Genomic DNA, 21,853 nt, shown 5'->3' with positions numbered 1-21,853 from the left:
TAAATTACAACAATAGGGATGAAAACACTTACTTCTGATTTTATTTGCCGTCTCCAGAGCTGAGAGCGAGTATTCGCCTGCTATGCGGACCGGTCCGAACCTGGGGTGCGGTCTCGTACCTCGGTTTGAAGCCTTACCAAAGTTCGGAAAGTCTCCAAACTCGCCCGGTGGTGTAACGGCTAAAGCCGTAACGCCACACCCACAGCATGTGATACTCGCTCTCAGCTCTTCCGACTAATCTGTCTTTTACCATTTGTTAAATGATACTGACTATATATAATGACAACCAATATCAAAAATTGCTTTAAGCACTAAACAAGCAGGACATAAATTTGGAACTGGTCATTATTCCATTTAGAACCCAAGTTAATTCGAAAACAAAGAAATTAAAGCAATACCATAAGCGGAGGTCGTCAGTAATATAGTCCAGCTGTGAAGGTGGCGTTACGGCTTTAGCCGTTACACCACAGGACGAATTTTGAGATTCGCGCACTTTGCGAAGCTCAAAATCGAGGGTCGAGACCGCTCTCTGGCTCGAGCCAGTCCCATAACAGGACTATATTACTGACGACCGGAGCGGACCAAATAAAAAAGGCATCTCAATTATGAGATACCCGCTTTCAAAATCTATTCATTTACTTCATCGTTATCTAATTCTTCAATTCCTAATGTAACGTTCTTCTTAGAGTTTTCTACAGCATCAATTCCGACTAAAGCTACCATATCAACTGTAATACTGTGATACTTCTCGCTTGCATCAACTTTATCATCACTTGTTACCATGGTTGTTGGACGGATGACAACTGTTCTGAAACTGCGTTTGTTCAAGTTATCTTCAGCATCACGTTTGGTTTGGATATAACGCTTGTTAGCTCCAGGAATGTCTTCGGCTGAAATATAAACGAAGACGGGAACTTTATTTGCTTCAGCAGCGTCCGCAATATTCAAAGCACTTTGATAATTAACTTTTTCGAAAGTTAAATTCTCGTTTGGTTGTTCCTTATATTCACCAATTGTATCTACTACAACGTCAGCGTCTTTCAAATTTTCACTCCAGAATCCCTTTGACAAAGCATTGCCGATTTTCCAATCAACTTGTTTGTGCCATGCATCATTGCCTAGTGGCTCACCTGTTCTGGAAACGCTAGTTACTGAATCTCCATTTTCGATAAATGCCTTGGCAAACTCACTACCAACAAATCCATTTGCACCAAAGATTACTACTTTTTTTGCCATAATTACTATTTCTCCCTTATTCTAAGTTCTATTCGAAATCGGAAAATGCTTCGTCAATTGCATGATAGTCGGTATTTCCTAGATCCACGTTTAATGCGTTAACATTTTGTTCAACTTGTGCTGGTTTTCTAGCTCCTGGTATAACGATCGAAATATCAGGGTTCTTCATGTACCAAGCCAAGATAACTTGTGCAACGGTAGCATCGTACTTTTTAGCCAACTTGCGAACTTGGTCAATCGCTGCCAACACTTGATTGAATTGTGCCGGTGTATACTGACTAAATTTTTTAGCATCAGCCGCACTGTACTTTCCCGTCAACAAACCTGATGCTAATGGGAAATATGGTACAAATGAAATATTATTTTGACGCAAGTATGGGAACAATTCCTTTTCTGCATCCCGATGTAGCAGACTGTAATTATCCTCAACGATGTCGACCAAACCATCCTTATTAGCTTCCTTAATTTGAGCCAATGAGAAATTCGAAACACCAATGGCCTTGATTTTGCCAGCTTGCTTAAGTTCATTCAAAGCAGCGACAGCCTCATTCTTTGGTGTTTGTTCATCTGGAAAATGAATGTAAAAGATATCAATATAATCTGTCTTGAGACGTTTTAAAGCCTCATCAACAGCATTCTTTAAAAATTTTGGATCATTATTATTCTTTAAATCATTGTTTGCATCTTGAGCAGCCTTAGTGGCAATCACTAACTTACTCCGATCATAGTTTTGAATCACATCACCAATAATCTCTTCGGAACGCCCCAAGCCATACATGTAAGCCGTATCCAAAGTCGTAATGCCACTCTCAATTGCTTCTTTAACGACTGCATAACCGTCCTCATCTTTCAAATTCGGGAAGAGATTATGTCCTCCAACCTTGTTAGTACCAAGGCCGATTTTCTTACTTGTCACATCTGTGTTACCAATTCTAATCAAATTCTCCATTAGCAACGCACCTCCTCATTACAATCGGGTTGTTTTGAAACCGTTACCTTTATAATAGCTCAATGAAAACAAAAAAAATAAGATTATGCATAATTAGCATAATCTTATTTTTATATTTTAGTCTTCAGAAGGTAATTCGCGACTTTCACGTTTCTCCTCCAAGGAGTTACGAACAGCCTCTTCCGTAGCTTTACGGCGTTTAGCAAGTTCGCTATTTTCAATTTTATCTTTAACAACTTCCAATTCGTCAACTTGTGGATGTGCTTCAGGATTATTACGTCTGAAGATAGCCATAACTCCGTAAGCAATCTTTTCGCCCATAAGTGTGATCAATGAACCAAGTAAGATTACGACAATACCGAAAATAGTATTGGCATTCATCGATTCACCAAGAACGAACAAAGCTAGAACGGGAGCCAAAGCTGGTTTAACGAGGAAAATCAATGATGCTTGTAGAATACCAACTTTTTCCATTGATACGAAGTACAAACCGAAAGCCACACCAGTGACAAGTACGGAAATGTAAAGAATCAATGGCAATGTTTGAAGACTGATACCTTGGAAATATGGAATTCTAGCAAATTCTGAAAAGCCACTAGGAATAGCGTTAGCAACTGCTGGAATATGAGTAATACCCATTAAAATACCAAGCTCTGTAGCACCAAACAAGAAAGCTAAACAAGTCATTGAAAGACCGTTCAAGCCTAACTTGCCGCCATAGACACGTGACATAACTCCATAAATACCAAAGATAATTGATGACAAAAGACCTAAGACGATCCCCATTGCCCCGGAAAGGTGGAATGGATTGATGATAATCAAGAGACCAACTAATGTTAGGATCAAAGCCAAGACGTTAGTTCTGGATAATTTTTCTTTTAGGAACACGAAGCCAATGATCAAACCGAAAATTGGGTTGGCACTCAACATGATGGCAATGACAGAAGCTTTAGTCATTCCAATTGATAGTTGATAAAGTGTCATACTCAAAACTACGATAACAAATCCAGTTAGAGCAATTTTTCCCCAACCTGATCTGTTGATTCGAACATTATTCTTCTTTAGGTAAAGAATAGTAAATGGTAACAAAGCCAATCCACCAATCAAGAATCTAATGAAATTCAATTCGATTGGATTAAATTGTCCTCCAGCAATCTTCAACGCAATTTCCATTGAGCTGAACAAGAATGTTGGTATCAATATGTATAGAAAACCCTTTAAATTCAAAACTTAATGTCATCCCCATTTTTTGTAAGTGAATATCTTCAGTGTACTCTCATTTTTGGGTCGCAAAAAATGTAAGTGTTTCCATGTCTTAAATTATTCCGTCTCCGGAGTTGAGAGCGAGTATTTCGCCTGCTGTGCGGACTGGCCTGAGCCAAAGTACGGTCTCAGACCTCGGTTTGAAGCCTTACCAAAGACCGGTAAGTCTCCAAACTCGCCCGGTGGTGTAACGGCTAAAGCCGTAACGCCACTTTCACTGCACGTGAATACTCGCTCTCAGCTCCTCCGACTAATTTATCTTTTTAATTAATAATAATAAGAATATTTAAGAATCATTTTCGTATATAAATAGACTACAGTTTATCCTATTATGGAAAAACTGTAGTCTATTCAATATTACTTACTTATTAATTGTTGCTTTACTATAATCTTTGCCGACTGTTAAATCGTATTGGACTAGTTTGTAATCATGCAACAATTTCTTCTGTGATTCTGTTAAATCCTTTGTTGAAACTTGCTTACTATTGGAATCCACATAGAGATTCTCATTCTCTCCAACACTGTTTTTCGCCATTGCTGGTATCTTCTCTTGAACCTTTGTTAATAGAGCATAGTAAGGTGTTACTTGTTGATTCATCTGTTTCAACGCCAACGGAATGAAACCGTTTGGATCGGTTATTTTGGTTGAATCAGTTAACTTCTTGGTTCCATAATTATGGTCAATCGCATATTTATTACTATATATAAAGTAATCTGTTTCGTGCTGAATGACGTTATAATCATTCATTGAATTCTTAGCGTACAAGCCTGGCAAGTGGTCGCCGTACCAAACAACAGTAATTGGTTTCTTGATTGTATCTAACTTATCCAAGAAATCTTGGGTTGAATTATCAGTAAAATTAATACTTTTAGCATAATTTCCTACTTGCAGTGGAATCTCAGCACCTTTACCATTCGTTACGGTAAATTGATTATTGTCATACATAACGTTATAAGGCATGTGATTTTGCATCGTGACCAAACTTATAAATTGACCCCCTTTATTTTGATTAACTTGCCACAAAGTATTTTTGTAAGAGGCTTCATCGCTGACATAAGGATTATTGCCGATTGTATCGGTATATTTGAGTGCTAGTTTTCCTTTAGAATCAATATTGCGAAAACTTTGGAAACCAAATTTTGGATATACCGTCTGACGGTCGTAAAAGTTTCCGTGGAATGGGTGAATGGCCGCCGACTTCTTGAAACTATTGACGATATTGACTGGGTGATCTTGTTTCGTAACCAGCTGCGTATATGGAGATTGTAACGATTTCGAAAATTGATTGTATGCCAAGCCGGTGAAAGTCATGTATTCCATATTGGCAGTTCCCCCGCCATAACCCGAACTGAGCATCAATCCAGAAGTATTTTCCTTTTTGATATTCATAATCTTGGGTGCAGCTTCTGAACTAATTTTAATATTTGGTACTCGACTTGGATCAGCAAAACTTTCACTCAAAACAAAGATCAATGTTTGGTCGCTCAAATTATTATTGGGACGATCTTGATTAATATTATCAGCAACATTTTGATATTTAGTAACAAGATTTTTCATAGCTGTCTTATTATAGCCACTTGGTTGATCCATAATATCGACATGCATATTGCCTAAAAAGGTTAACAGCGGTCCATTAGTTGTGGCCGTCATACTGATATTTGGCGTGAAATTAGAGTAGCCAGCTTTCGTCATCAACTTATTAATGGTTGAGCCCTCTTTATTAACGTTATAAAAGACACCAATACTTGAAATTGCCAAAACCACTAGGACAACTCTTGTAACGATGTTAAAACGCCATAACTTATTCGAGAAAATCTTCTCCAAAATTACACAAGCTGTAACGACCAGTAAAATGACGGAAACGACAATCAAAACCACTTTGCCACTGATCATTGAGAGCATTTCTTTAGCGTTGGACAGAAATCCCAAATCACTTGGTAACACTGGCTCTGAGCGGTACATAACTTTTAATTTATTTGCCACAATATAAATCGCAAAGAATACGTAAAATACGGCAGTCGCATAGAAAAAGCGATTAAACAATCCGTACACACCTAAATACAGTAACGTTAAAATCAAGGCCGTTATTAAATATGGAACGACATTTGTTTTGAACAAAATACCGTTAGTCATTTCGAAGATTCCAGTCTGCGAATAGTTCAGTAGATAACCGACAATAAACGCCGATAGAATAATAAAGAATATTTGCAGACAATGTAAGAAGATATTAGATTTATTTTTATGCATAATAAAAACACCCTTATTTATTAATTCAATAACTTATATAGTAACCCATTTTCAACGGTACTCTAAAATTAATGTAATAAAAAAATGTGAATTCCAATAAATGAAATTCACATTTTTAATATGTTGATGATGTTTTCTTCTAGAATACGATAATTATGTATACTAAAACTTCTTGATTAAGAAACACATTTAGCTGGAGGTTGGCAGTGATTTTTACCTGCTGTGAAAGTGGCGTTAGAGCTTTAGCTCTTACACCACAGGACGACTTTGGAGACTTGCCGGTTTTGCAAGGCTTCAAATCGAGGGTCGAGACCGCACTTTGGCTCGAGCCGGTCCTCATAGCTGGTAAAAAATCACTGCCAACCGGAAGCAACCTACTTGTTGATAGTGGCCTTTGAATAATTCTTGCCGGCTGTTAAATCATATTGAACCAATTCATAATCACGAATCAATTTCTTTTGCTTAGCCGTCATATCCTTCGTAGTTACTTCCTTACTATCCTTGTTGACGTACAATGAATTGCTACCCTCGGCAACGTTTTTAGCCATCGCAGGTACTTCTTCTTGTACTTTAGTCAATAAAGCATAATAAGGTGTGACTTTTTGATTCATTTGTTTCAATGCTAATGGAATAAACCCGTTCGGATCAGTTACTTCAGTCGCATCAGTTAGTTTAGTTGTTCCGTAATTGTGGTCTCGAGCATACTTATTACTGTAAATAAAATAGTCCGTCTCATGTTCAGGAACATTGTATTCATACATATTGTCATTATCGTAAATACCTGGCAAATGATCGCCGTACCAGACAATCGTAATTGGCTTTTTAATATTGTCCAGTTTAGCCAAAAAATCTTTGGTTTCGGTATCGGTGATGCTGACGCCTTTAGCATAATTATTAACTTGATCACGCGTCTTATCCAGCACACCTGAGCCAGTATTCTTAAAGTCATTTTTTGCATATTGGTTCAAATATGGCATGTGATTTTGCATCGTTATCAAATTGATAAATTGACCGCCACTTGTTTGATTGATTTGCCAAAGCGCATCTTTGTAGGCTGAATCATCACTAATATATTCCATTCCCGGAATTGTGTTGGTGTATTTAAGTGCTAAATCCCCTTTAGTATCAAGGTTTCTAAAGGATTGGATTCCAAAACTTCTATAGACTGAATTTCTATTATAAAAGTTACCGTGATAAGGATGAATAGCCGCAGAAGTCTTAAAGTTATTAGAAATATTGATAGGATCATCTTGTTTGTTAACAACTTGTGTATAAGGCGATTGCAAGGTATCGGAAAATTGATTCATCGCCAAACCGGTCAAAGCCATGTACTCCATGTTGGCAGTCCCACCGCCGTAGCCAGAACTCATCATCAATCCTGAAGTTGTATTGTCCTTGATGTTTCTAATATTAGGCATTGGATCTTGATTCATCTTAATATTAGGCACACGATTTGGGTCAGAGAAACTTTCACTTAACACAAAAATTAATGTTTGCTTGCTCAAATTGTTGTTATCACGGTCTTTATTGATACTCTTAGCTTCTCTGCGATATTCCTTAACAATATCTTCCATCGCTTGTTTGTTGTAACCTTTCGGTTTATCCATAATATCGACGTGAATATTGCCCAAAAACGTCAGCATTGGACCATTAGTATTAGCTGATTTATTAATATTTGAGTCCAAATTTGTGTAACCCGTTGCAGCTAAGATTTTATAAGTTGCTGAATTAGTATCACTGGCTGTATAAAATATCCCGATACTGAAAGCAGTCAACGCAATAAAGATCAGTCTTGTAACGGGTCTAAAACGCATTGTTAACTTTCCAAAATGACGTTCTAACAAGATAAACAAGCCAACTGCCACGATAAATACGACAATCATCGCAACAATTAGCTTCGCCGTTACCATTGACATCAAACTCTTGATGTTCTTCAATAGTAAGAGATCACTTGGCAAAACGGGTTCGGAACGATAAGTAACTTTCAAACGATCGGCCACAGCGTAAATCAAAAAGAAGATAAAGTAGAACGCTGAAGCATAGAAAAATCGATTGAATAATCCATATAACCCCAAATAAATTATAAATAAAATCAAGACGGTTAATAAATACGTATTCAAATTACTTAACAGTACGATTGACATTGTAAATAGAAAATCATTAGTTTGAGCGTAGTTTAAAACAATCCCCACAGCGAAAGACGATGCTATCATAAATAGTATCTGCAAAATTCCTAAGACATTAATTTTTTTATGCATTAAATAAAACATCCTCATCTTATAATCATAATATGTATTTTAAACCATTTATTTTTAATATCTAGGGAAATATTATAACGACCATCAAATAATAGCAACATTGGTTGGCGTTATATTGAGTTTATTGCCGTTTTCCGTTTCCAGAGCTTAGAATATTCATCTGCTGATCGAGTAGGAGGTATCTCACGATACCGACCTCTCACACCACCGTACGTACGGTTCCGTATACGGCGGTTCATTAATTTAAGCATTTTGCAAAGACTGGAGTCTTTTGGTCATGTCTATTAGGCCAAAAGATTCTAGCTTTTTCTTGCTTAGGGCGTGTTGCACCACACTGCTGTGCGCTGTTCGCCAGTATCCTTTACTGGAGTTTGCACAGATAAACGCTTGACGCCGTGTCACGCCTAATTTAACCAACTTCCTATACTTTGCTTTGGGTCTTTTCCATGACTTCCAAATATATTGTCTAATACGTGCTCGCAACCAAGAATCAAGTTTTCTGATAAAATCCTTCATCGCACCAATTCCATAGTAATTGAGCCATCCAACCATCTTTTGTCTTATTTCTTTCAGGATAACTTCAAGCTTTCGACCTCGATTCCTCTTTGTGAGTTTTCTTAGCGATTGCTTGACCCTCTTTTCGGCTTGATAGCTCGGGCGTAAACATACGCCCTTGTTGGTAAAGCCTAAAGAGAATCCTAAAAACTTTGACTTTGTTGGCACTGTAATTTTGGTCTTTTCTTGGTTTAAAGTTAGCTTTAAACCACTTTCTAGGAACCTTGAAATACTATTCAGGACTCTTCTTCCTGCTCGTTTACTTTTGACATAAATATTACAGTCATCAGCGTAGCGGACGAATTTATGACCACGGGTGGTCAATAACTTGTCCAGCTCATTTAAATATATGTTGGCCAAGAGTGGAGAAAGGTTACCGCCTTGAGGCGTACCTTTTTCCATTTCTTGAAATAGTTTTCCATCCATTACGCCACTGGTTAGGAACTTACGAATTAGATTTAACAACCATTCATCATCAGTATATTGCTTGATGAACTTGATAAGTAAATCATGGTTCACCGTGTCGAAGTAAGACTTTAGGTCAAGGTCTATCACAACGTGATAGCCTTGCTTGTAAAAACTCACAACCTGTTTTACTGCGTCATGGGCACTTCGATTTGGTCTAAATCCAAAGCTGTTGTTAGAGAAGATTTTCTCAAAGATAGGGCTCATAACCTGCGCCACTGCTTGTTGTACCACACGGTCGAAGACTGTTGGTATACCAAGCTTACGCATAGTCCCATTTGGCTTAGGTATTTCTACCCTTTTGACGGGGCTAGGTTTATAAGTTGAATCACTTAAGGACTTAAGTAGTGCTTCCTTGTTCTTACGAATATAGTCGAACAAGTCATAGACAGTCATTCCATCTATGCCAGCTCCACCCTTGTTTTCCTTGACTCGCTTATAGGCTCTATTGAGATTATTTTCATCTAAAACTAGTTGCTTAAATGAAATGCCATTCTTATTCGTATTTTCGCCAGAAGCGGCGCTACGTACCATCATTTGTTCACATATGTGAGCATTAAAATGGTCGAATTTACATTCTATTTTCTGCGATTGTCGCATCGCTTCCACCTCCAATATCGAAAAGAATTATTAATGTTCAGTCCTTCGTCGCAAAGCGACTACTATGACCTCTGCTGACTTCTGCATCGTTCAGTTAGACATCACGGCCTAATTTGTCTGTAGGACTCATTTCGAGTCCTTGCCAGACATTCGATACAGACCTCCCTGGGTAAGAACGTTAACTTTCGTACCATGTAGCTGTTGGCTCTACTTGATTTGCCCTTGCAGTAGTGATCGGATTTGAATTCCGCGGCACCCTTATCCTGCAAATCCAGCCTTATAGCCACTTCTTGTACATCAGCTCGGTACTTTGCCTTGGACTTCCTTCAGATTCCACCTCACGATGGACACCCTTGTCCTAAGCTAGTGATTCCGACTACTACGGTTCACAGAGGACTTTCACCTCTAAGTTAACGCCCATGCCAGGCGCACCGCGGTACGGTCCGAGCCAAAGTACGGTCTCGTACCTCGGTTGAAGCCTTGCAAACCCGGCAAGCCTCCAACACGCCCGGTGGTGTAATGGTTAAAGCCATAACGCCACTTTCGCGGCATATGAATATTCTAAGCTCTTCCAACTAATTCAATTTTTAAAATAAATAATAAAGTACAACTATAATTGTTGCGAAAACAGTTATGGTTGTACTTTTTTAACTTTCATTCAGTTATATATATTCGCATAGATTATATTTCAGTATATAAAATTAGCTGAGAACAAAAACAATTGAATACTTTTAGATTCAATTAATATGGATTAACTAGTCGGAGGAACTGGGAAATATTTCCCAGCTCTGTAGACAGAATATTTACTGATACTACACGTTAATGTAAATCTTTTATCCTTTAATATTCTTGGCATAAAGCTGCGGTACTTCATCTAAAAACTTTTCTCTTTTTTCGTCTGTTGTTACATTGGCTTCACCAAAATGTATCCAGTTAACCGTCTTTGGATCAATTCCTAAATCGGCTAAGGTTCTATTAATGAAAACATCTTTGATTGGATTGCCACAATTCTTTTCTAAATATGACTCGGGCACGGTTGATGTCGTTATAACGGTAACCCGCTTAATGTACGTTAATAAGCCTTTCCAACCATTATCTTCGTTATAGGCAAAGCCTTTTAACATCGTTTTATCTAAAAATCCCTTTAGCATTGCGGGTGTACCTTGCCACCAAATTGGGAAAATAAAAATCAACTCATCAGAGGCCGCAATTCTGCGTTGATACCTTCTAACTAATTCGTCATCTGTTTTGCCCTGACTGTAAAGCTTTAATTCTGCATCGGTCAAAGTTGGATTGAAGTTGTCGGCATAAGGATTGATTATTTCAAACTCTTCATCATTTTTTGAAAAAGAATTCGACAATCTATTTAAAATCTCATGGTTAAAGCTACCCGCATATGGATGAGTATAAATAATTGTTTTCATATTCAAAATCTCCTTGTCACTTCTTGCATACAGTATATTATCTTTTGAGCGGTTACCGGATTCAATAAAGGGTGATTTTTATATTCTAATTTGACTTTGGTATATCATTTCTTCCGACTAATTTAATTTTGCACAGTAAAAAAGTCGAGTTCTTCCAAGATAAATTGGAATTACTCGACTTATAAAGTTATTAGCCATAAGCGGCTTCTTTAGTTATCGCTGAACTTTCCAGAGATAGACATTGTTGGTTGAATATTGATAAATGCATCTGGATCGACGTTCATAATAATTTTCTTTGCAAAGAATAGCTGATACTTTGTTAAAACAGTTGTAATTGATCCGATTTCTTCGCCAGAATAAGCACCACGTAAGTGATAATCCAACGTTAATCCACGATTTAACGACTTTAATAATTCTTTTGAAATATCATCGACTTTGTGTGAATAGATCGTAACGGTAATTTTTTGTTGTTGAATATACATTTTATCAATCACTACATTTGTAATGTAAATTGAAATAATTGTATACAAAGCTAATTCCCAACCAAAAGCAAAACCAGCGATTGTAATAATGATTGCATTAATAGCAAAACTAACTTGACCAACTGAACGACCGGTACTCTTTTGAACAATCAAGGCGATAATATCGGTCCCACCTGTTGAGAATCCGTAACGGAAACACAGTCCAATCCCTGCTCCAGAAAGGATTCCACCAAAGACTGCTGATAAAAGTGGATCTTTTGTTAATGGATATAGTGGAACAATCAAGATGAAGAGTGATGCTGAAACAACGGATATTATTGATAAAATCGTAAACTTTCTACCTAATTTGAACCATGCCAACAATATAAGTGGCAAATTCAACAATGCATACCACAGATAAACTGGTGTATCCATATGAGCAAATTCATTTAACAAGTTGACAATCAACTGTGATGCACCAGTAACACCACTGGTATAAAGCTTGGCCGGCTGTAGAAGTAATTGAATACCTAAAGCCGAGGTTATTCCATAAAATAAAGCTGCTAAAATACTTTTATAATAGTTCTTCACAAATGTCATGAAATCCCCTCCCACATCTATTTAGATTTGATTACACATCACCTGAATTATAGCAAACAAGGCACCTGAAAAAATACCTTAAGCAGATTATTGTTGATAAGTTTTTTTGCACTCTATAATTAGTCTAAATATTCCGTCTCCAGAGCTGGGAAATATTCTCAAGCTGTGCGGAACGGTCCGAGCCAAAGAGCGGTCTCGAACCTCGGTTTGAAGCCTTGACAAAGTTCGTCAAGTCTCCAAACACGTCCGGTGGTATAAGAACGGGAGGAATCTCCCGTTCTTATACCACTACCACGGCACACAAATATTTCCCAGCTCTTCCGACTAGTCAGTCAGTAATAATTGAAGGTTACATTATACAAATTTTCTAACTCAAGAAAATTCCACGCTCTCATCATTTATAATAGAGATAGTTAAAGATTGAAGGACGAAAATCACACATAAATACTGTTGCTACAGTTATAGTAACGATTTATTAAGTAATACAAAATCATTATTTGATTATCATTCACAAAGATAAATGAGTTGGAAGAGCTGAGAGTATTCATCTGCAGCGAAAGTGGCGTTAGAGCTTTAGCTCTTACGCCACCGGACGTGTTGGAGACTTTCCGTATTTTGGAAAGGCTTCAACCGAGGTTCGAGACCGCACTTTGGCTCGAGCCGTGCCGCGCAGCAGAATGAATACTCTCAACTCTGGAAACGGTATACTTCAATAATCTTTCAAACTTTGAATATTCCAATGGAGGTCATATACAATGCAAAAAATCGGATTTATTGGTACTGGTGTTATGGGTAGCGGTATTATTAATAATCTGCTCAAGGCCCATTATGATGTTGATATTTATACTCGAACGAAGTCTCGGGCTGAACCTTTGATCAATGAAGGTGCCAAATGGTTTGCTAATCCTAAGGACGTTGCCGAAAATGCTGACATTATTTTTTCAATGGTCGGTTTTCCCAAGGACGTTGAAGATGTTTACTTCAAGGACAATGGTATCATCGCTGGCCTAAGTGAGGGCAAAATTGTCGTTGATATGACAACAAGTACACCTACCTTGGCTAAAAAAATCGGTGAGAAAGCTCAATCCATTGGCGTTGAATGTATTGACGCTCCTGTTTCTGGTGGCGATGTCGGTGCTCGTGATGGAAAATTAACTATCATGGTTGGTGGTTCCAAAAAGGCTTTCGAAACACTTCAACCAATCTTCAATATTATTGGTAAAACTAATCACTACTTCGGTTCTTACGGTGCCGGTCAACATGCGAAAATGGCTAACCAGATTATGATTGCTGGAACTATGACTGGTTTAACTGAAATGTTTGTTTATGCTAAAGCCGCTGGACTTGATCTTTCAGCAGTCTTAGAAACTGTTGAAGGCGGCGGTGGCGACAACTGGAGTTTGGAAAATTATGGTCCCAGAATTCTAAATAATGATTTCAAACCGGGATTTTATTCCAAACATTTCTTGAAGGACTTGCGTATTGCGCTCGATGAAAGTGAAAAAATGGGTCTTGACCTTCCATCAACTAAACAAGCTAAGAAACTTTACGAAACATTAGTCGATGAACAAAAACTCGGTGATGATGGTACTCAAGCATTAATTAAATTATGGTGGTAAAAAAAACTGGTAATCACAATTCGTGGTTATCAGCTTTTTTTGTCTAAATTCAATAATCGATTCATTAGTTCTAAATGATGCATCAATGATAACTTTTTGACCATCCCTAGACCGGGAAATTTATCGTGATTACCGTACTCCAATAATTCTGCCAAAGCTGGCGTCGCGTTCAATCCTTTAATATTCTCTGAACACCAAGCAATCATCTTTCGTAACGCTTCGAAAAACTTATCCTTTTGACCACTCATTTTCTCATTACTATCCGAAACAAAATGGTGGATTCGCAACGTGCCATCTTTGGTGACATAAATTAAATGCAACGCAATGGCGCGTGACGGCATACCCTTATCAAAATAAACGTGTCCAACCATCGAGTAATCACCGAATCCATTATAATTTCCAATTTGATGGTACCAATCGGCCGGTTCGAAGAACTCATCATCTAAGTCGGCATAATCTTCCACATGACGAACGAACGTCAACGGATCAGTCAACGACGCTGCCTGCTGTCCAACTATCTTATGAATCCGCGCTACGTCTGGTATCAACACCTTATCCACAGCTTTCAAAACAGGTGTACCTTTATATGCTTTCAACAGTTCATAATTCTTAGCTATCAACAATGATTGTTGGTTTTTCCCAGTTTTAACAAAATCACTGCTGAAATCAGCTGCCAAAATGGCACTCGGATAATAAAAATCCAAGTTATTAACATCTGGCAGTGGATAAAGTTTCGTATCGTTTAATCCATACACACTAACTTGGGGATTAGCTATCACGCTAAATGGCTGCTCATGGTCAATGAACGTCTGGACCGTCTGCTGCAATTCCTTGGAATCACGGACTGGCTCAATAATCGGCACAATTTTGGAACTCAATTGCTTCTGTTCGCATAATTCCTTTAGAGCCAGTAAATCATACATTCGACCGCGAAAATATGGAAAATAAATCATATCTTATCCTCCAAATTTGGCTGTTGTAATTGCTGCAATTGCATTTTCAACTCTTGATACTCCGCATTTCTAGCATCAAGTTCTTCTTGTAACGCCGTTACGGCATCATCTTGTAAATCGTCCACAAAACGGTCATAAATATTATGATCTGGCGTATAGACATCATAGCCTGCTTTGGCACGCTTCTTTAATTCTTTAAATAATTGGTCATCACTATAAAGTTGCAAGCCCTTTTCAACCCGCTTGGCTTTATCGACTTCACGGAATAACGACGCTACAAAGTGACTAGTCAATTGCTTTTCATCAACTTGTAAATCTTGATATTGTGCTTTCTTAGCAACTGTTAAAAAGCCTGGGGCCCGTAACGTTTGAGGTGACGCCTCCATAGCTTTCTTATCAAACGCCCGATAAATTAAAACGCCGATATGACTGGGAATCTCATCTTCAACTTCATCGTATAATTTCTGTGGTAAAACAAAGTAATTATAATTTCCAATAAATGACAGCTTAGCTTTGGAATGGAAATCGGACTTAGTAACCTTCAGTTCATAACAACGCCATTCAATCTGATTATCAGCCAACTGTTGATAACTCAAAGTGTCGACAATTCCCTTTTTATCAGGCATGGAAACTTCTTCGACCACATATGAACCTTGCTCAAAGCAATACTGATAGAGCGTACTTTCTAGCTCTTTCGTTAACTTAGTTTTCATCTTGTCTTCCCCTCCAAAAGTTATGCACATCAGCATCTAATTGTGGCAATGAACTAACCCTGCGGTAATTTCGCCAGTGCTGTGGAAAAAGTTGGGTATATCTGGCACTGCCGAACCGTTGGTCCAATAATAAAATTATCCCGGCATCATGACTACTCCGAATCAAGCGACCTGCTGCCTGTAAAACATTATTAAATCCGGGCATTTGATAAGCATATTCAAATCCACGACCATTTTCGGCATCATAATAATCACGAATCAAGTTATTCTCAGCACTCAATCCGGGCAAACCAACGCTGACAACTGCTACACCAATTAGCCGGTCACCCCGCAAATCAATTCCTTCAGAGAAAATTCCTCCGAGCACACAAAAGGCGACCAACGTATGATCCGGGTTTTCCGTAAATTGATCTAGAAACTCTTGTCGTGCTTGATTTTCCATCTCACCTTGTTGAGCAATCACATCTACCTCGGGGTGAGCAATTTCAAAGGCATCCTTAACTTGTTTCAAATAGCTATATGACGGGAAAAAGCACAGATAATTGCCGGTTTTACTAGTAATCATCGTATTCAAACTTTGCACAATGCTGTCCTGACTAAATTGTCTTTGTCGATATGTCGTCTGTATATATTGCGTTATTAAAATTTCTTGGTTTTGCACAGGAAACGGCGATGGCAGTTGATAAGCCAAACTATTATCGATTCCCCCTAAAACACTGCGATAGTAGTCCATTGGCGACAATGTAGCGGAGAACAACACTGCACCCAAACCGAGATTCAGCGACTCATTAATAAAGTGGCTCGGATCAAGACAGAGCTCTTTTACAACCAAATTCTTGCCATCCAAAACGATTCTAGTTTTATAACTGTCATCAAATAGTGCACCGATTTTTACAAATGTCAGTGAATTGAAGAAATAGTCTTTCGTATCATCTAAAAAGTCTGACGGCTTTTGTTCAGCCATCCAATCACCCATGAAATCATTGAATTTACCCAAAGTATTAATCAATTTCTCTGGAGCGTCTGAGGTGATCTTCTCCTCCTGGTCATCTTCCTTCAAAACTTTTTTCATCTGTGTAAAAACTCGGCGAACTTTTTTCAATTGTTTCTGAAAATCTTCACTCGCTTTAGTATCAATAGCCCTAGCTTCCTTCAACAATTTAGCAATCGGAGCTTCAGGGATTTCGGCCGAATACATATCTCGAGAGCGGCTGACCAAATTGTGGACTTCATCAATCAGGAAGAAATTATCCGTATCCTTTTCCACAAAGAATCGTTGTAAATACACTAATGGATCGAATAAATAATTGTAATCGCAAATAATTAAATCACAGAATAATGAAGCATCAAGCGAAAACTCGAACGGGTCAACCGTATGTTTTTTGGCATATTTTTCAATTACCGACCTAGTTATGGCATCTTCATTAGTCAATAAATCTGACAATGCCGGTTTTAGTCGGTCATAATAACCTATCATATAAGGATTTTCTTCAGGTGGAACATCCTGTTCTTCCGGAAAACGAATCTTATCTTTGGCGGTCAAAGTAATGCTCTTCAATTTCAAACCTTTGCCAGCCATCAATTCAACCGTTTCTTCAGCAACATGCCGGGTACTCTGCTTGGCGGTTAAATAAAACAATCGTTGAACCTTTTCCTCACCCATAGCCTTGATTGCGGGAAAGAGTGTGGAAATAGTTTTACCAGTTCCAGTTGGCGCTTCAACAAAGAGCCTTTTCTCCAACAAAATTGACTTATACACAGCCGCAGCCATCTCGTGTTGACCAGCTCGAAATTTATCAAAAGGAAACGGCATCTTTTTTATCGAATCATTTCTAGTTTTACGTAATTTGGCTCGTAGAGTAATCCAATATTCATATTCAGTAATCAAGTCTTCGAAAAACTTGTCTAATTCCTCGTGTCCAAGTGTTTGTTCATCTATGGTGACTTCTTCATTGCTAACCTGAAAGTACGTCAGCTGTAACGTTACATGCTTTAATTCAGGGTGTTCTTGCAACAGGATGTAGCCATAGACTTTCACCTGACCCCAATATAACTCCAAGGTGTTGTCACTCAACTCATCGTAAGGTTGATCAGACGTTTTAATTTCTTCAATCAAAGCTTTATCCTTGGTCAAAGTTATCCCATCCGCTCGACCAGAAATAACATACTGATTATCATTCATCGTGACATCAGTTTTTAAATAAACTTCACTTTCATAATCATCATTCTTCGAACGTACTTTTTGGAGTCGACGATGGATTCGGGCACCATTCAGAGCCGTATTCTGACTATTTTTTGTTTCAACTAAATCTCCACTACGTAAAACGAACTCTACCAACTGGCGAATCCCAATCTTAGTCGTCATATACTTTCTCCCTTGCATTAAGTTAGCCGTCTACAGAGCTGAGAACATTTACCTGCTATGCGGACCGGACCGAGCCAAAGTCCGGTCTCGAACCTCGGTTTGAAGCCTTACCAAAGCCCGGTAAGTCTCCAAACTCGCCCGGTGGTGTAATGGCTAAAGCCATAACGCCACACCCACAGCTGGCAAATATTCCCAGCCCTTCCGACTAATTTATTTCATCTTCTATTGATTTAATTCTACTAATAATCTGTTCTTGTAATTTTCATCTTTAATTTTTTTCAATTAACTCATAGTTAAATAACAAAATAATATTACTTATTCAATCTCAAAACATCCAACAAAAACACTAGCCACGGGTTGCGAGGAATGGAGACTGCAGTGAAAGTGGTGATAGGCTGGTGAACTCCCGGCCTCACAGCACAGGACGTATTTTGAGACTTGCTGGTTTTGCAAAGCTCAAAATCGAGGGTCGAGACCGCTCTTTGGCTCGAGCCGATCCCACAGCAGGCTCCATTCCTCGCAACCCGTGGCGGCAAACCCAAACAACTAAATATCATTGTAAAACATGTGTTCGTTTTTGTCTTTAAACATTTTTTTCCAATGACGTTTTCATGAAAAAAATATATAATAAAAGGCACTTAACTACTTGGGGGGAATTAAATTCAATGTCATCTGATACTAAAAACGTCTTACGTGCTTCTCTTTGTGCCGCTCTACATCACAAACCTATTGATAAAATTACAATTAAAGACGTTGTTAGTGAATGTAATTTAACTCGACAAACTTTTTATAATCATTTTTCAGACATTTATGACTTAGTCGAATACTCGGCCAGTCTAGTTGCCAAGGAAGCTCTGGATAACAAATCCGACTACGATAATTGGCAAGAAGGCTTTTATCAGGTCATGGTTCTGATCAAAGATAACCATCGTTTAGCAAAGAACGTTTATCTTTCAGTTTATCGCGACGTTATGCACAAGTATATCTATGAGGTTATCTACAAATACATCATCGAAATTGTGGAAAAACAGGCTATTGGTATGAATGTTGACCAAAAGCATAAAAATTTCATTGCCCACTTTTATACTCTAGCTTTTATCTCGCTTATTTTTGAGTGGGTTAACAACGATATGAAAGAAGATCCGCAAGATATTGTTAATGAACTGGCCGTTTTAGTTCAAGGGGATTTTCAGAAAGCTCTAACAAAATACGCAAAATAAACGAGTTGGACAAAAACAATCAACTTCCAAATGCACGCTAAACAGGGACCGTAATCCGATTTTGATTACGGTCCCTGTTTGGGTTATTGACACAAATTTAACGAATCCCATAACTCTTTCATAACACCGTTATGCTTTAATCTTACCTACTAAGATTGTTGAACCAACAGTGATTTGCTTAACTTTATTCCAATCGATCAAACTGTTATCAACACTGAATAATAACGGCGTCATATTGATAAATGCTGTCCGCTCTTCATCAGAAACATCATACGTCTTGGTTGCATCGATTTGATCAACCAAATCGTAATGTTCCCCAAAGTAATCCAAAACTTTCTTATTGGAATATTTTTCTTGTTGCAACTGGTTTTTAGCTTGTTCACGCAATTCCTGCACATGAAATTCATTGGGAATAACTTTTAAGACATAACCACCTGGTTGCAAAATTCGATTGAATTCTTGATAGTTGGCTGGTGAAAAAATATCGATGATCCCGTCAATACTCTGTTTTTGAATTGGCAAGTGAGCTAAATCGCCAATGAACCACTCAACTGGAGTGTTGGGGCCTTTGGCAGCTAGCTGAATTGAATCCTTTGAAATATCGAAAGCTAACACTTTACGGTCAGCTAATTCAGCGATTTTTTTTGAGTAGTAACCTTCGCCACAACCGACATCTAAAATACTCTTCAGATTTAACTTTTCAATCAAAGCCAGCATCTTTTCAGCAATATGGTCGTACATACCGTGTTCCAAAATCAGATGACGATTCTCAAAAGAAGCCAAATCATAATTTTTCTGTTGCTTATTATTCAAAACAAAATCGACAAAGCCCTTTTTGGAAATATCAAAATTATGATTTTGCTCACAAACCAAGCTATTGCCCACGAGAACTAGTCTTTCTCCACAAATTGGGCATTGAAAATACTTGTTACTATTACTAAACTTTTGAATTTTACTATTCATGTGCACCTATTCTTCTGCTTGCGATATCAACTGTGGCATTGCACTATTCAAAAAATTCTTTGCAAAGTCATCGTTATATATCCAAGCATTAATTTGATTTTTAGCCAATATTAAAGGCATACGGTCGTGAATTTCAATCATCGACTCATTGGGCTGGGTGGTAAATAAAATGCTCTGTGCCACATCATCAAAATAATTATAACAACCTGCGATGAATAAAGTTTGCGGATCGTTACTAAAATTGAATTTATATTTCTGTTTAGCTTTACTCCACTCAAAGAACCCAGTCGTTGGATAGACGCAACGGCGTTTCAAAAAAGAGTCCGCAAACATGGATTTTTGTTGAACCGTTTCTGAACGAGCATTGATAATCGATTGACCAGCTTTAAAGCCAGGAAAGCCCCACTTCATCGCAACTACTTTAACTTGTCGCTCTCCTGCTACAATCAGCGCCGTTTCATCAGTCGGAAACACTTCACCAGTTTTAGGACTATAACCAGCATCAACAGCCAATTGATAAATTCGTTTAATCTCAGGATTCTTATCTGGTTGAAACATATAACGTCCGCACATAGCCTTCACCTCATTAAAATTATTACATAATTTATCTGCTTAAAACAAATAAGAGTGCGACAAAACATGACCAAATTTTGAGCATTAATGCGAATAGAGACCGTAATCCGATTTTGGATTACGGTCTCTATTTGTTTTAAACGAAAAAAATTATATTTGCTTAGGCCATCTATTTCCAAAATCATGTTGTGGCAAGCAAAGTAAGACTATCAGACCAATCTCACCAACGAACGGTACCAATCCAATCAATACCCACCAACCATGCAATTTTCGGTCATGTAAACGTCTGATTGTGGCTGTGAAAACTGAGATCCAATAGTAACCTGCCGTAATTGCCAAAGCCACGCCTACGATTGAACTCCAGTAGAAATCATCGACCGGCATCTTGGTAATTATCCACGCTAACAAACTAACTATAACGCCCGCAACGATGGTCATTCCTAAGAATCCCCACCAAAAATCTTTGCGGCTCATACGTTTTGCACCAACGAATAAATCTTGGAAATACAACCTTGTTGAAGAAATTATTCCTGGGCGAAAACTTTCATTCCATACTGATTCTCTCATTTGCATTTTAAATTTCTCCTAAATGTGGATACCAACGACGAATCCCAAAATTCCGAATATGTACGTCAAAGTAAAATACCAGAAACAGCGCCAACCTTGGCGTTGAAACCATAGTTGACTCAATTCCATATTGAATGTTCCGTACGTGGTAAATCCTCCACAGAATCCAGTGCCTAGCAATAATAATATCGCACCATTCTGAATTTGTGCAGTGAAAATACCCAGAGCAATCGCACCAGTGATATTTATCAACAGCGTTATGACGGGGAAATCAATTTTAATTTTAGATTGTATCAGCGTCAACTCGTTGCGTAAGAATGCCCCCACTGCGGCGCCACAACCAACAATTAGAAAATTCATCATTTGTGCGACCCCTTTTCTTTAAAATAATCATTGAATGCACTGGATGCTGCCCAATAATTACCGAGTAATGCGACAAAAAAGCCGCCAAACATCGTTATAGTCATATAAATCAACAACGACCACCACTGACCGTTGATATATAACCGATATGCATCTGCCGTGAACGTGGAAAAAGTTGTATATGAACCCAACATTCCAGTACTCAACGTCAAAATCATTTTGGATGACAAGTTAAATCGATCTTGTAAATAATGAATCAAAAATGGCAAAAATAAGGCCCCACTCAAGTTAGCAATCAGCGTTCCTAAAGGAAATCCATGACTAGTTTTAAAATTTAAACTTTCCAAATAACGTAAGTCGCTCCCGATAAAAGCACCAATAAACAAAAATACGAATATTTCGCCTCTTTTTTTCATAATTCAATAATTCTCCTCTAAAAACAAAAAAACTTGTCATCG

18 protein-coding genes are annotated in these 21,853 nt (G+C 38.1%); 2 read left to right on the top strand and 16 right to left on the bottom strand.

Features of this window, described 5'->3' with window-relative positions; genetic code table 11:
- Positions 1 to 627 precede the first annotated feature (627 nt).
- The 8 genes from JP39_RS01160 to JP39_RS01120 all read right to left on the bottom strand — a co-directional run bounded on the left by JP39_RS01160 (position 628) and on the right by JP39_RS01120 (position 12,059).
- Complete coding sequence (locus tag JP39_RS01160; RefSeq protein ID WP_041499738.1) at positions 628 to 1,236, bottom strand: NAD-dependent epimerase/dehydratase family protein; 609 nt, start codon at positions 1,234 to 1,236, stop codon at positions 628 to 630.
- Between the two features lie 28 nt (positions 1,237 to 1,264).
- Positions 1,265 to 2,185 carry an aldo/keto reductase gene (locus tag JP39_RS01155; protein ID WP_041499736.1) on the bottom strand — a complete coding sequence of 307 codons (921 nt, stop codon included), beginning with the start codon at positions 2,183 to 2,185 and terminating at the stop codon, positions 1,265 to 1,267.
- A 117-nt stretch (positions 2,186 to 2,302) separates the two neighbouring features.
- A complete protein-coding gene (locus JP39_RS01150; protein WP_041499735.1) occupies positions 2,303 to 3,412 on the bottom strand; it encodes a DMT family transporter in 1,110 nt (369 codons plus the stop codon).
- Positions 3,413 to 3,809: 397 nt separating this feature from the next.
- A complete protein-coding gene (locus tag JP39_RS01145; protein WP_048698755.1) occupies positions 3,810 to 5,696 on the bottom strand; it encodes an LTA synthase family protein in 1,887 nt (628 codons plus the stop codon).
- 374 nt (positions 5,697 to 6,070) lie between these two features.
- On the bottom strand, positions 6,071 to 7,954 hold the full coding sequence (locus JP39_RS01135; protein WP_048698753.1) for an LTA synthase family protein: 1,884 nt from the start codon (positions 7,952 to 7,954) through the stop codon (positions 6,071 to 6,073).
- 243 nt (positions 7,955 to 8,197) lie between these two features.
- Positions 8,198 to 9,574, bottom strand: coding sequence for a group II intron reverse transcriptase/maturase (gene ltrA / locus JP39_RS01130; protein ID WP_048698678.1), 1,377 nt, complete (start codon positions 9,572 to 9,574; stop codon positions 8,198 to 8,200).
- Positions 9,575 to 10,407: 833 nt separating this feature from the next.
- Positions 10,408 to 10,998, bottom strand: a complete 591-nt coding sequence (locus tag JP39_RS01125; RefSeq protein ID WP_041501556.1) for an NAD(P)H-dependent oxidoreductase — start codon at positions 10,996 to 10,998, stop codon at positions 10,408 to 10,410.
- Positions 10,999 to 11,207: 209 nt separating this feature from the next.
- Positions 11,208 to 12,059, bottom strand: a complete 852-nt coding sequence (locus JP39_RS01120) for a YitT family protein (RefSeq protein ID WP_041501555.1) — start codon at positions 12,057 to 12,059, stop codon at positions 11,208 to 11,210.
- 755 nt (positions 12,060 to 12,814) lie between these two features.
- On the opposite strand from JP39_RS01120, the gene JP39_RS01115 reads away from it, so the two are divergent.
- Entirely contained in the window at positions 12,815 to 13,678 is an 864-nt protein-coding gene (locus tag JP39_RS01115; protein WP_041501554.1) for an NAD(P)-dependent oxidoreductase, read from the top strand.
- Between the two features lie 29 nt (positions 13,679 to 13,707).
- Here JP39_RS01115 and JP39_RS01110 read toward each other — a convergent pair whose 3' ends face one another.
- Genes JP39_RS01110 through JP39_RS01100 form a run of 3 tightly spaced genes read right to left on the bottom strand, consistent with a single transcriptional unit; the run spans position 13,708 to position 17,709 of the window.
- The gene (locus JP39_RS01110) at positions 13,708 to 14,631 is read right to left on the bottom strand and encodes a sce7725 family protein (protein WP_041501553.1); all 924 of its coding nucleotides are present in this window, start codon (positions 14,629 to 14,631) and stop codon (positions 13,708 to 13,710) included.
- Positions 14,628 to 15,344, bottom strand: a complete 717-nt coding sequence (locus JP39_RS01105; RefSeq protein ID WP_041501552.1) for a hypothetical protein — start codon at positions 15,342 to 15,344, stop codon at positions 14,628 to 14,630. Before JP39_RS01105 ends, JP39_RS01110 begins: the two co-directional genes overlap by 4 nt.
- The gene (locus JP39_RS01100) at positions 15,334 to 17,709 is read right to left on the bottom strand and encodes an ATP-dependent DNA helicase (RefSeq protein WP_041501551.1); all 2,376 of its coding nucleotides are present in this window, start codon (positions 17,707 to 17,709) and stop codon (positions 15,334 to 15,336) included. Before JP39_RS01100 ends, JP39_RS01105 begins: the two co-directional genes overlap by 11 nt.
- A gap of 665 nt (positions 17,710 to 18,374) precedes the next feature.
- On the opposite strand from JP39_RS01100, the gene JP39_RS01095 reads away from it, so the two are divergent.
- Positions 18,375 to 18,929 carry a TetR/AcrR family transcriptional regulator gene (locus JP39_RS01095; protein WP_041501550.1) on the top strand — a complete coding sequence of 185 codons (555 nt, stop codon included), beginning with the start codon at positions 18,375 to 18,377 and terminating at the stop codon, positions 18,927 to 18,929.
- 129 nt (positions 18,930 to 19,058) lie between these two features.
- Here JP39_RS01095 and JP39_RS01090 read toward each other — a convergent pair whose 3' ends face one another.
- The 5 genes from JP39_RS01090 to JP39_RS01070 form a co-directional block, all read right to left on the bottom strand.
- Positions 19,059 to 19,892 (bottom strand): methyltransferase domain-containing protein, encoded by an 834-nt coding sequence (locus JP39_RS01090; protein WP_041501549.1) that lies wholly within the window; start codon positions 19,890 to 19,892, stop codon positions 19,059 to 19,061.
- Between the two features lie 6 nt (positions 19,893 to 19,898).
- Positions 19,899 to 20,465 carry an SOS response-associated peptidase gene (locus JP39_RS01085; protein ID WP_041501548.1) on the bottom strand — a complete coding sequence of 189 codons (567 nt, stop codon included), beginning with the start codon at positions 20,463 to 20,465 and terminating at the stop codon, positions 19,899 to 19,901.
- A gap of 150 nt (positions 20,466 to 20,615) precedes the next feature.
- Positions 20,616 to 21,032 (bottom strand): DUF805 domain-containing protein, encoded by a 417-nt coding sequence (locus JP39_RS01080; protein ID WP_245626343.1) that lies wholly within the window; start codon positions 21,030 to 21,032, stop codon positions 20,616 to 20,618.
- Between the two features lie 18 nt (positions 21,033 to 21,050).
- Positions 21,051 to 21,395, bottom strand: a complete 345-nt coding sequence (locus JP39_RS01075) for a fluoride efflux transporter FluC (protein ID WP_245626342.1) — start codon at positions 21,393 to 21,395, stop codon at positions 21,051 to 21,053.
- Entirely contained in the window at positions 21,392 to 21,811 is a 420-nt protein-coding gene (locus JP39_RS01070; RefSeq protein ID WP_041501546.1) for a fluoride efflux transporter FluC, read from the bottom strand. The genes JP39_RS01075 and JP39_RS01070 overlap by 4 nt, the downstream gene beginning before the upstream one ends.
- Between the last annotated feature and the right edge of the window lie 42 nt (positions 21,812 to 21,853).

Source organism: Companilactobacillus heilongjiangensis, assembly GCF_000831645.3.
GTDB classification, from domain to species: Bacteria; Bacillota; Bacilli; order Lactobacillales; family Lactobacillaceae; genus Companilactobacillus; species Companilactobacillus heilongjiangensis.
The sequence above is the reverse complement of the archived record's forward strand: the minus strand, read 5'-3'. Positions and strand labels throughout refer to the sequence as shown.

Bases quoted from the DNA above. Each gene is read 5' to 3' on its own strand.
- JP39_RS01160 (WP_041499738.1), bottom strand. From the start codon at position 1,236: ATGGCAAAAAAAGTAGTAATCTTTGGTGCAAATGGATTTGTTGGTAGT.
- JP39_RS01155 (WP_041499736.1), bottom strand. From the start codon at position 2,185: ATGGAGAATTTGATTAGAATTGGTAACACAGATGTGACAAGTAAGAAA.
- JP39_RS01145 (WP_048698755.1), bottom strand. From the start codon at position 5,696: ATGCATAAAAATAAATCTAATATCTTCTTACATTGTCTGCAAATATTC.
- JP39_RS01135 (WP_048698753.1), bottom strand. From the start codon at position 7,954: ATGCATAAAAAAATTAATGTCTTAGGAATTTTGCAGATACTATTTATG.
- ltrA (WP_048698678.1), bottom strand. From the start codon at position 9,574: ATGCGACAATCGCAGAAAATAGAATGTAAATTCGACCATTTTAATGCT.
- JP39_RS01125 (WP_041501556.1), bottom strand. From the start codon at position 10,998: ATGAAAACAATTATTTATACTCATCCATATGCGGGTAGCTTTAACCAT.
- JP39_RS01120 (WP_041501555.1), bottom strand. From the start codon at position 12,059: ATGACATTTGTGAAGAACTATTATAAAAGTATTTTAGCAGCTTTATTT.
- JP39_RS01115 (WP_041501554.1), top strand. From the start codon at position 12,815: ATGCAAAAAATCGGATTTATTGGTACTGGTGTTATGGGTAGCGGTATT.
- JP39_RS01110 (WP_041501553.1), bottom strand. From the start codon at position 14,631: ATGATTTATTTTCCATATTTTCGCGGTCGAATGTATGATTTACTGGCT.
- JP39_RS01105 (WP_041501552.1), bottom strand. From the start codon at position 15,344: ATGAAAACTAAGTTAACGAAAGAGCTAGAAAGTACGCTCTATCAGTAT.
- JP39_RS01100 (WP_041501551.1), bottom strand. From the start codon at position 17,709: ATGACGACTAAGATTGGGATTCGCCAGTTGGTAGAGTTCGTTTTACGT.
- JP39_RS01095 (WP_041501550.1), top strand. From the start codon at position 18,375: ATGTCATCTGATACTAAAAACGTCTTACGTGCTTCTCTTTGTGCCGCT.
- JP39_RS01090 (WP_041501549.1), bottom strand. From the start codon at position 19,892: ATGAATAGTAAAATTCAAAAGTTTAGTAATAGTAACAAGTATTTTCAA.
- JP39_RS01085 (WP_041501548.1), bottom strand. From the start codon at position 20,465: ATGTGCGGACGTTATATGTTTCAACCAGATAAGAATCCTGAGATTAAA.
- JP39_RS01080 (WP_245626343.1), bottom strand. From the start codon at position 21,032: ATGAGAGAATCAGTATGGAATGAAAGTTTTCGCCCAGGAATAATTTCT.
- JP39_RS01075 (WP_245626342.1), bottom strand. From the start codon at position 21,395: ATGATGAATTTTCTAATTGTTGGTTGTGGCGCCGCAGTGGGGGCATTC.
- JP39_RS01070 (WP_041501546.1), bottom strand. From the start codon at position 21,811: ATGAAAAAAAGAGGCGAAATATTCGTATTTTTGTTTATTGGTGCTTTT.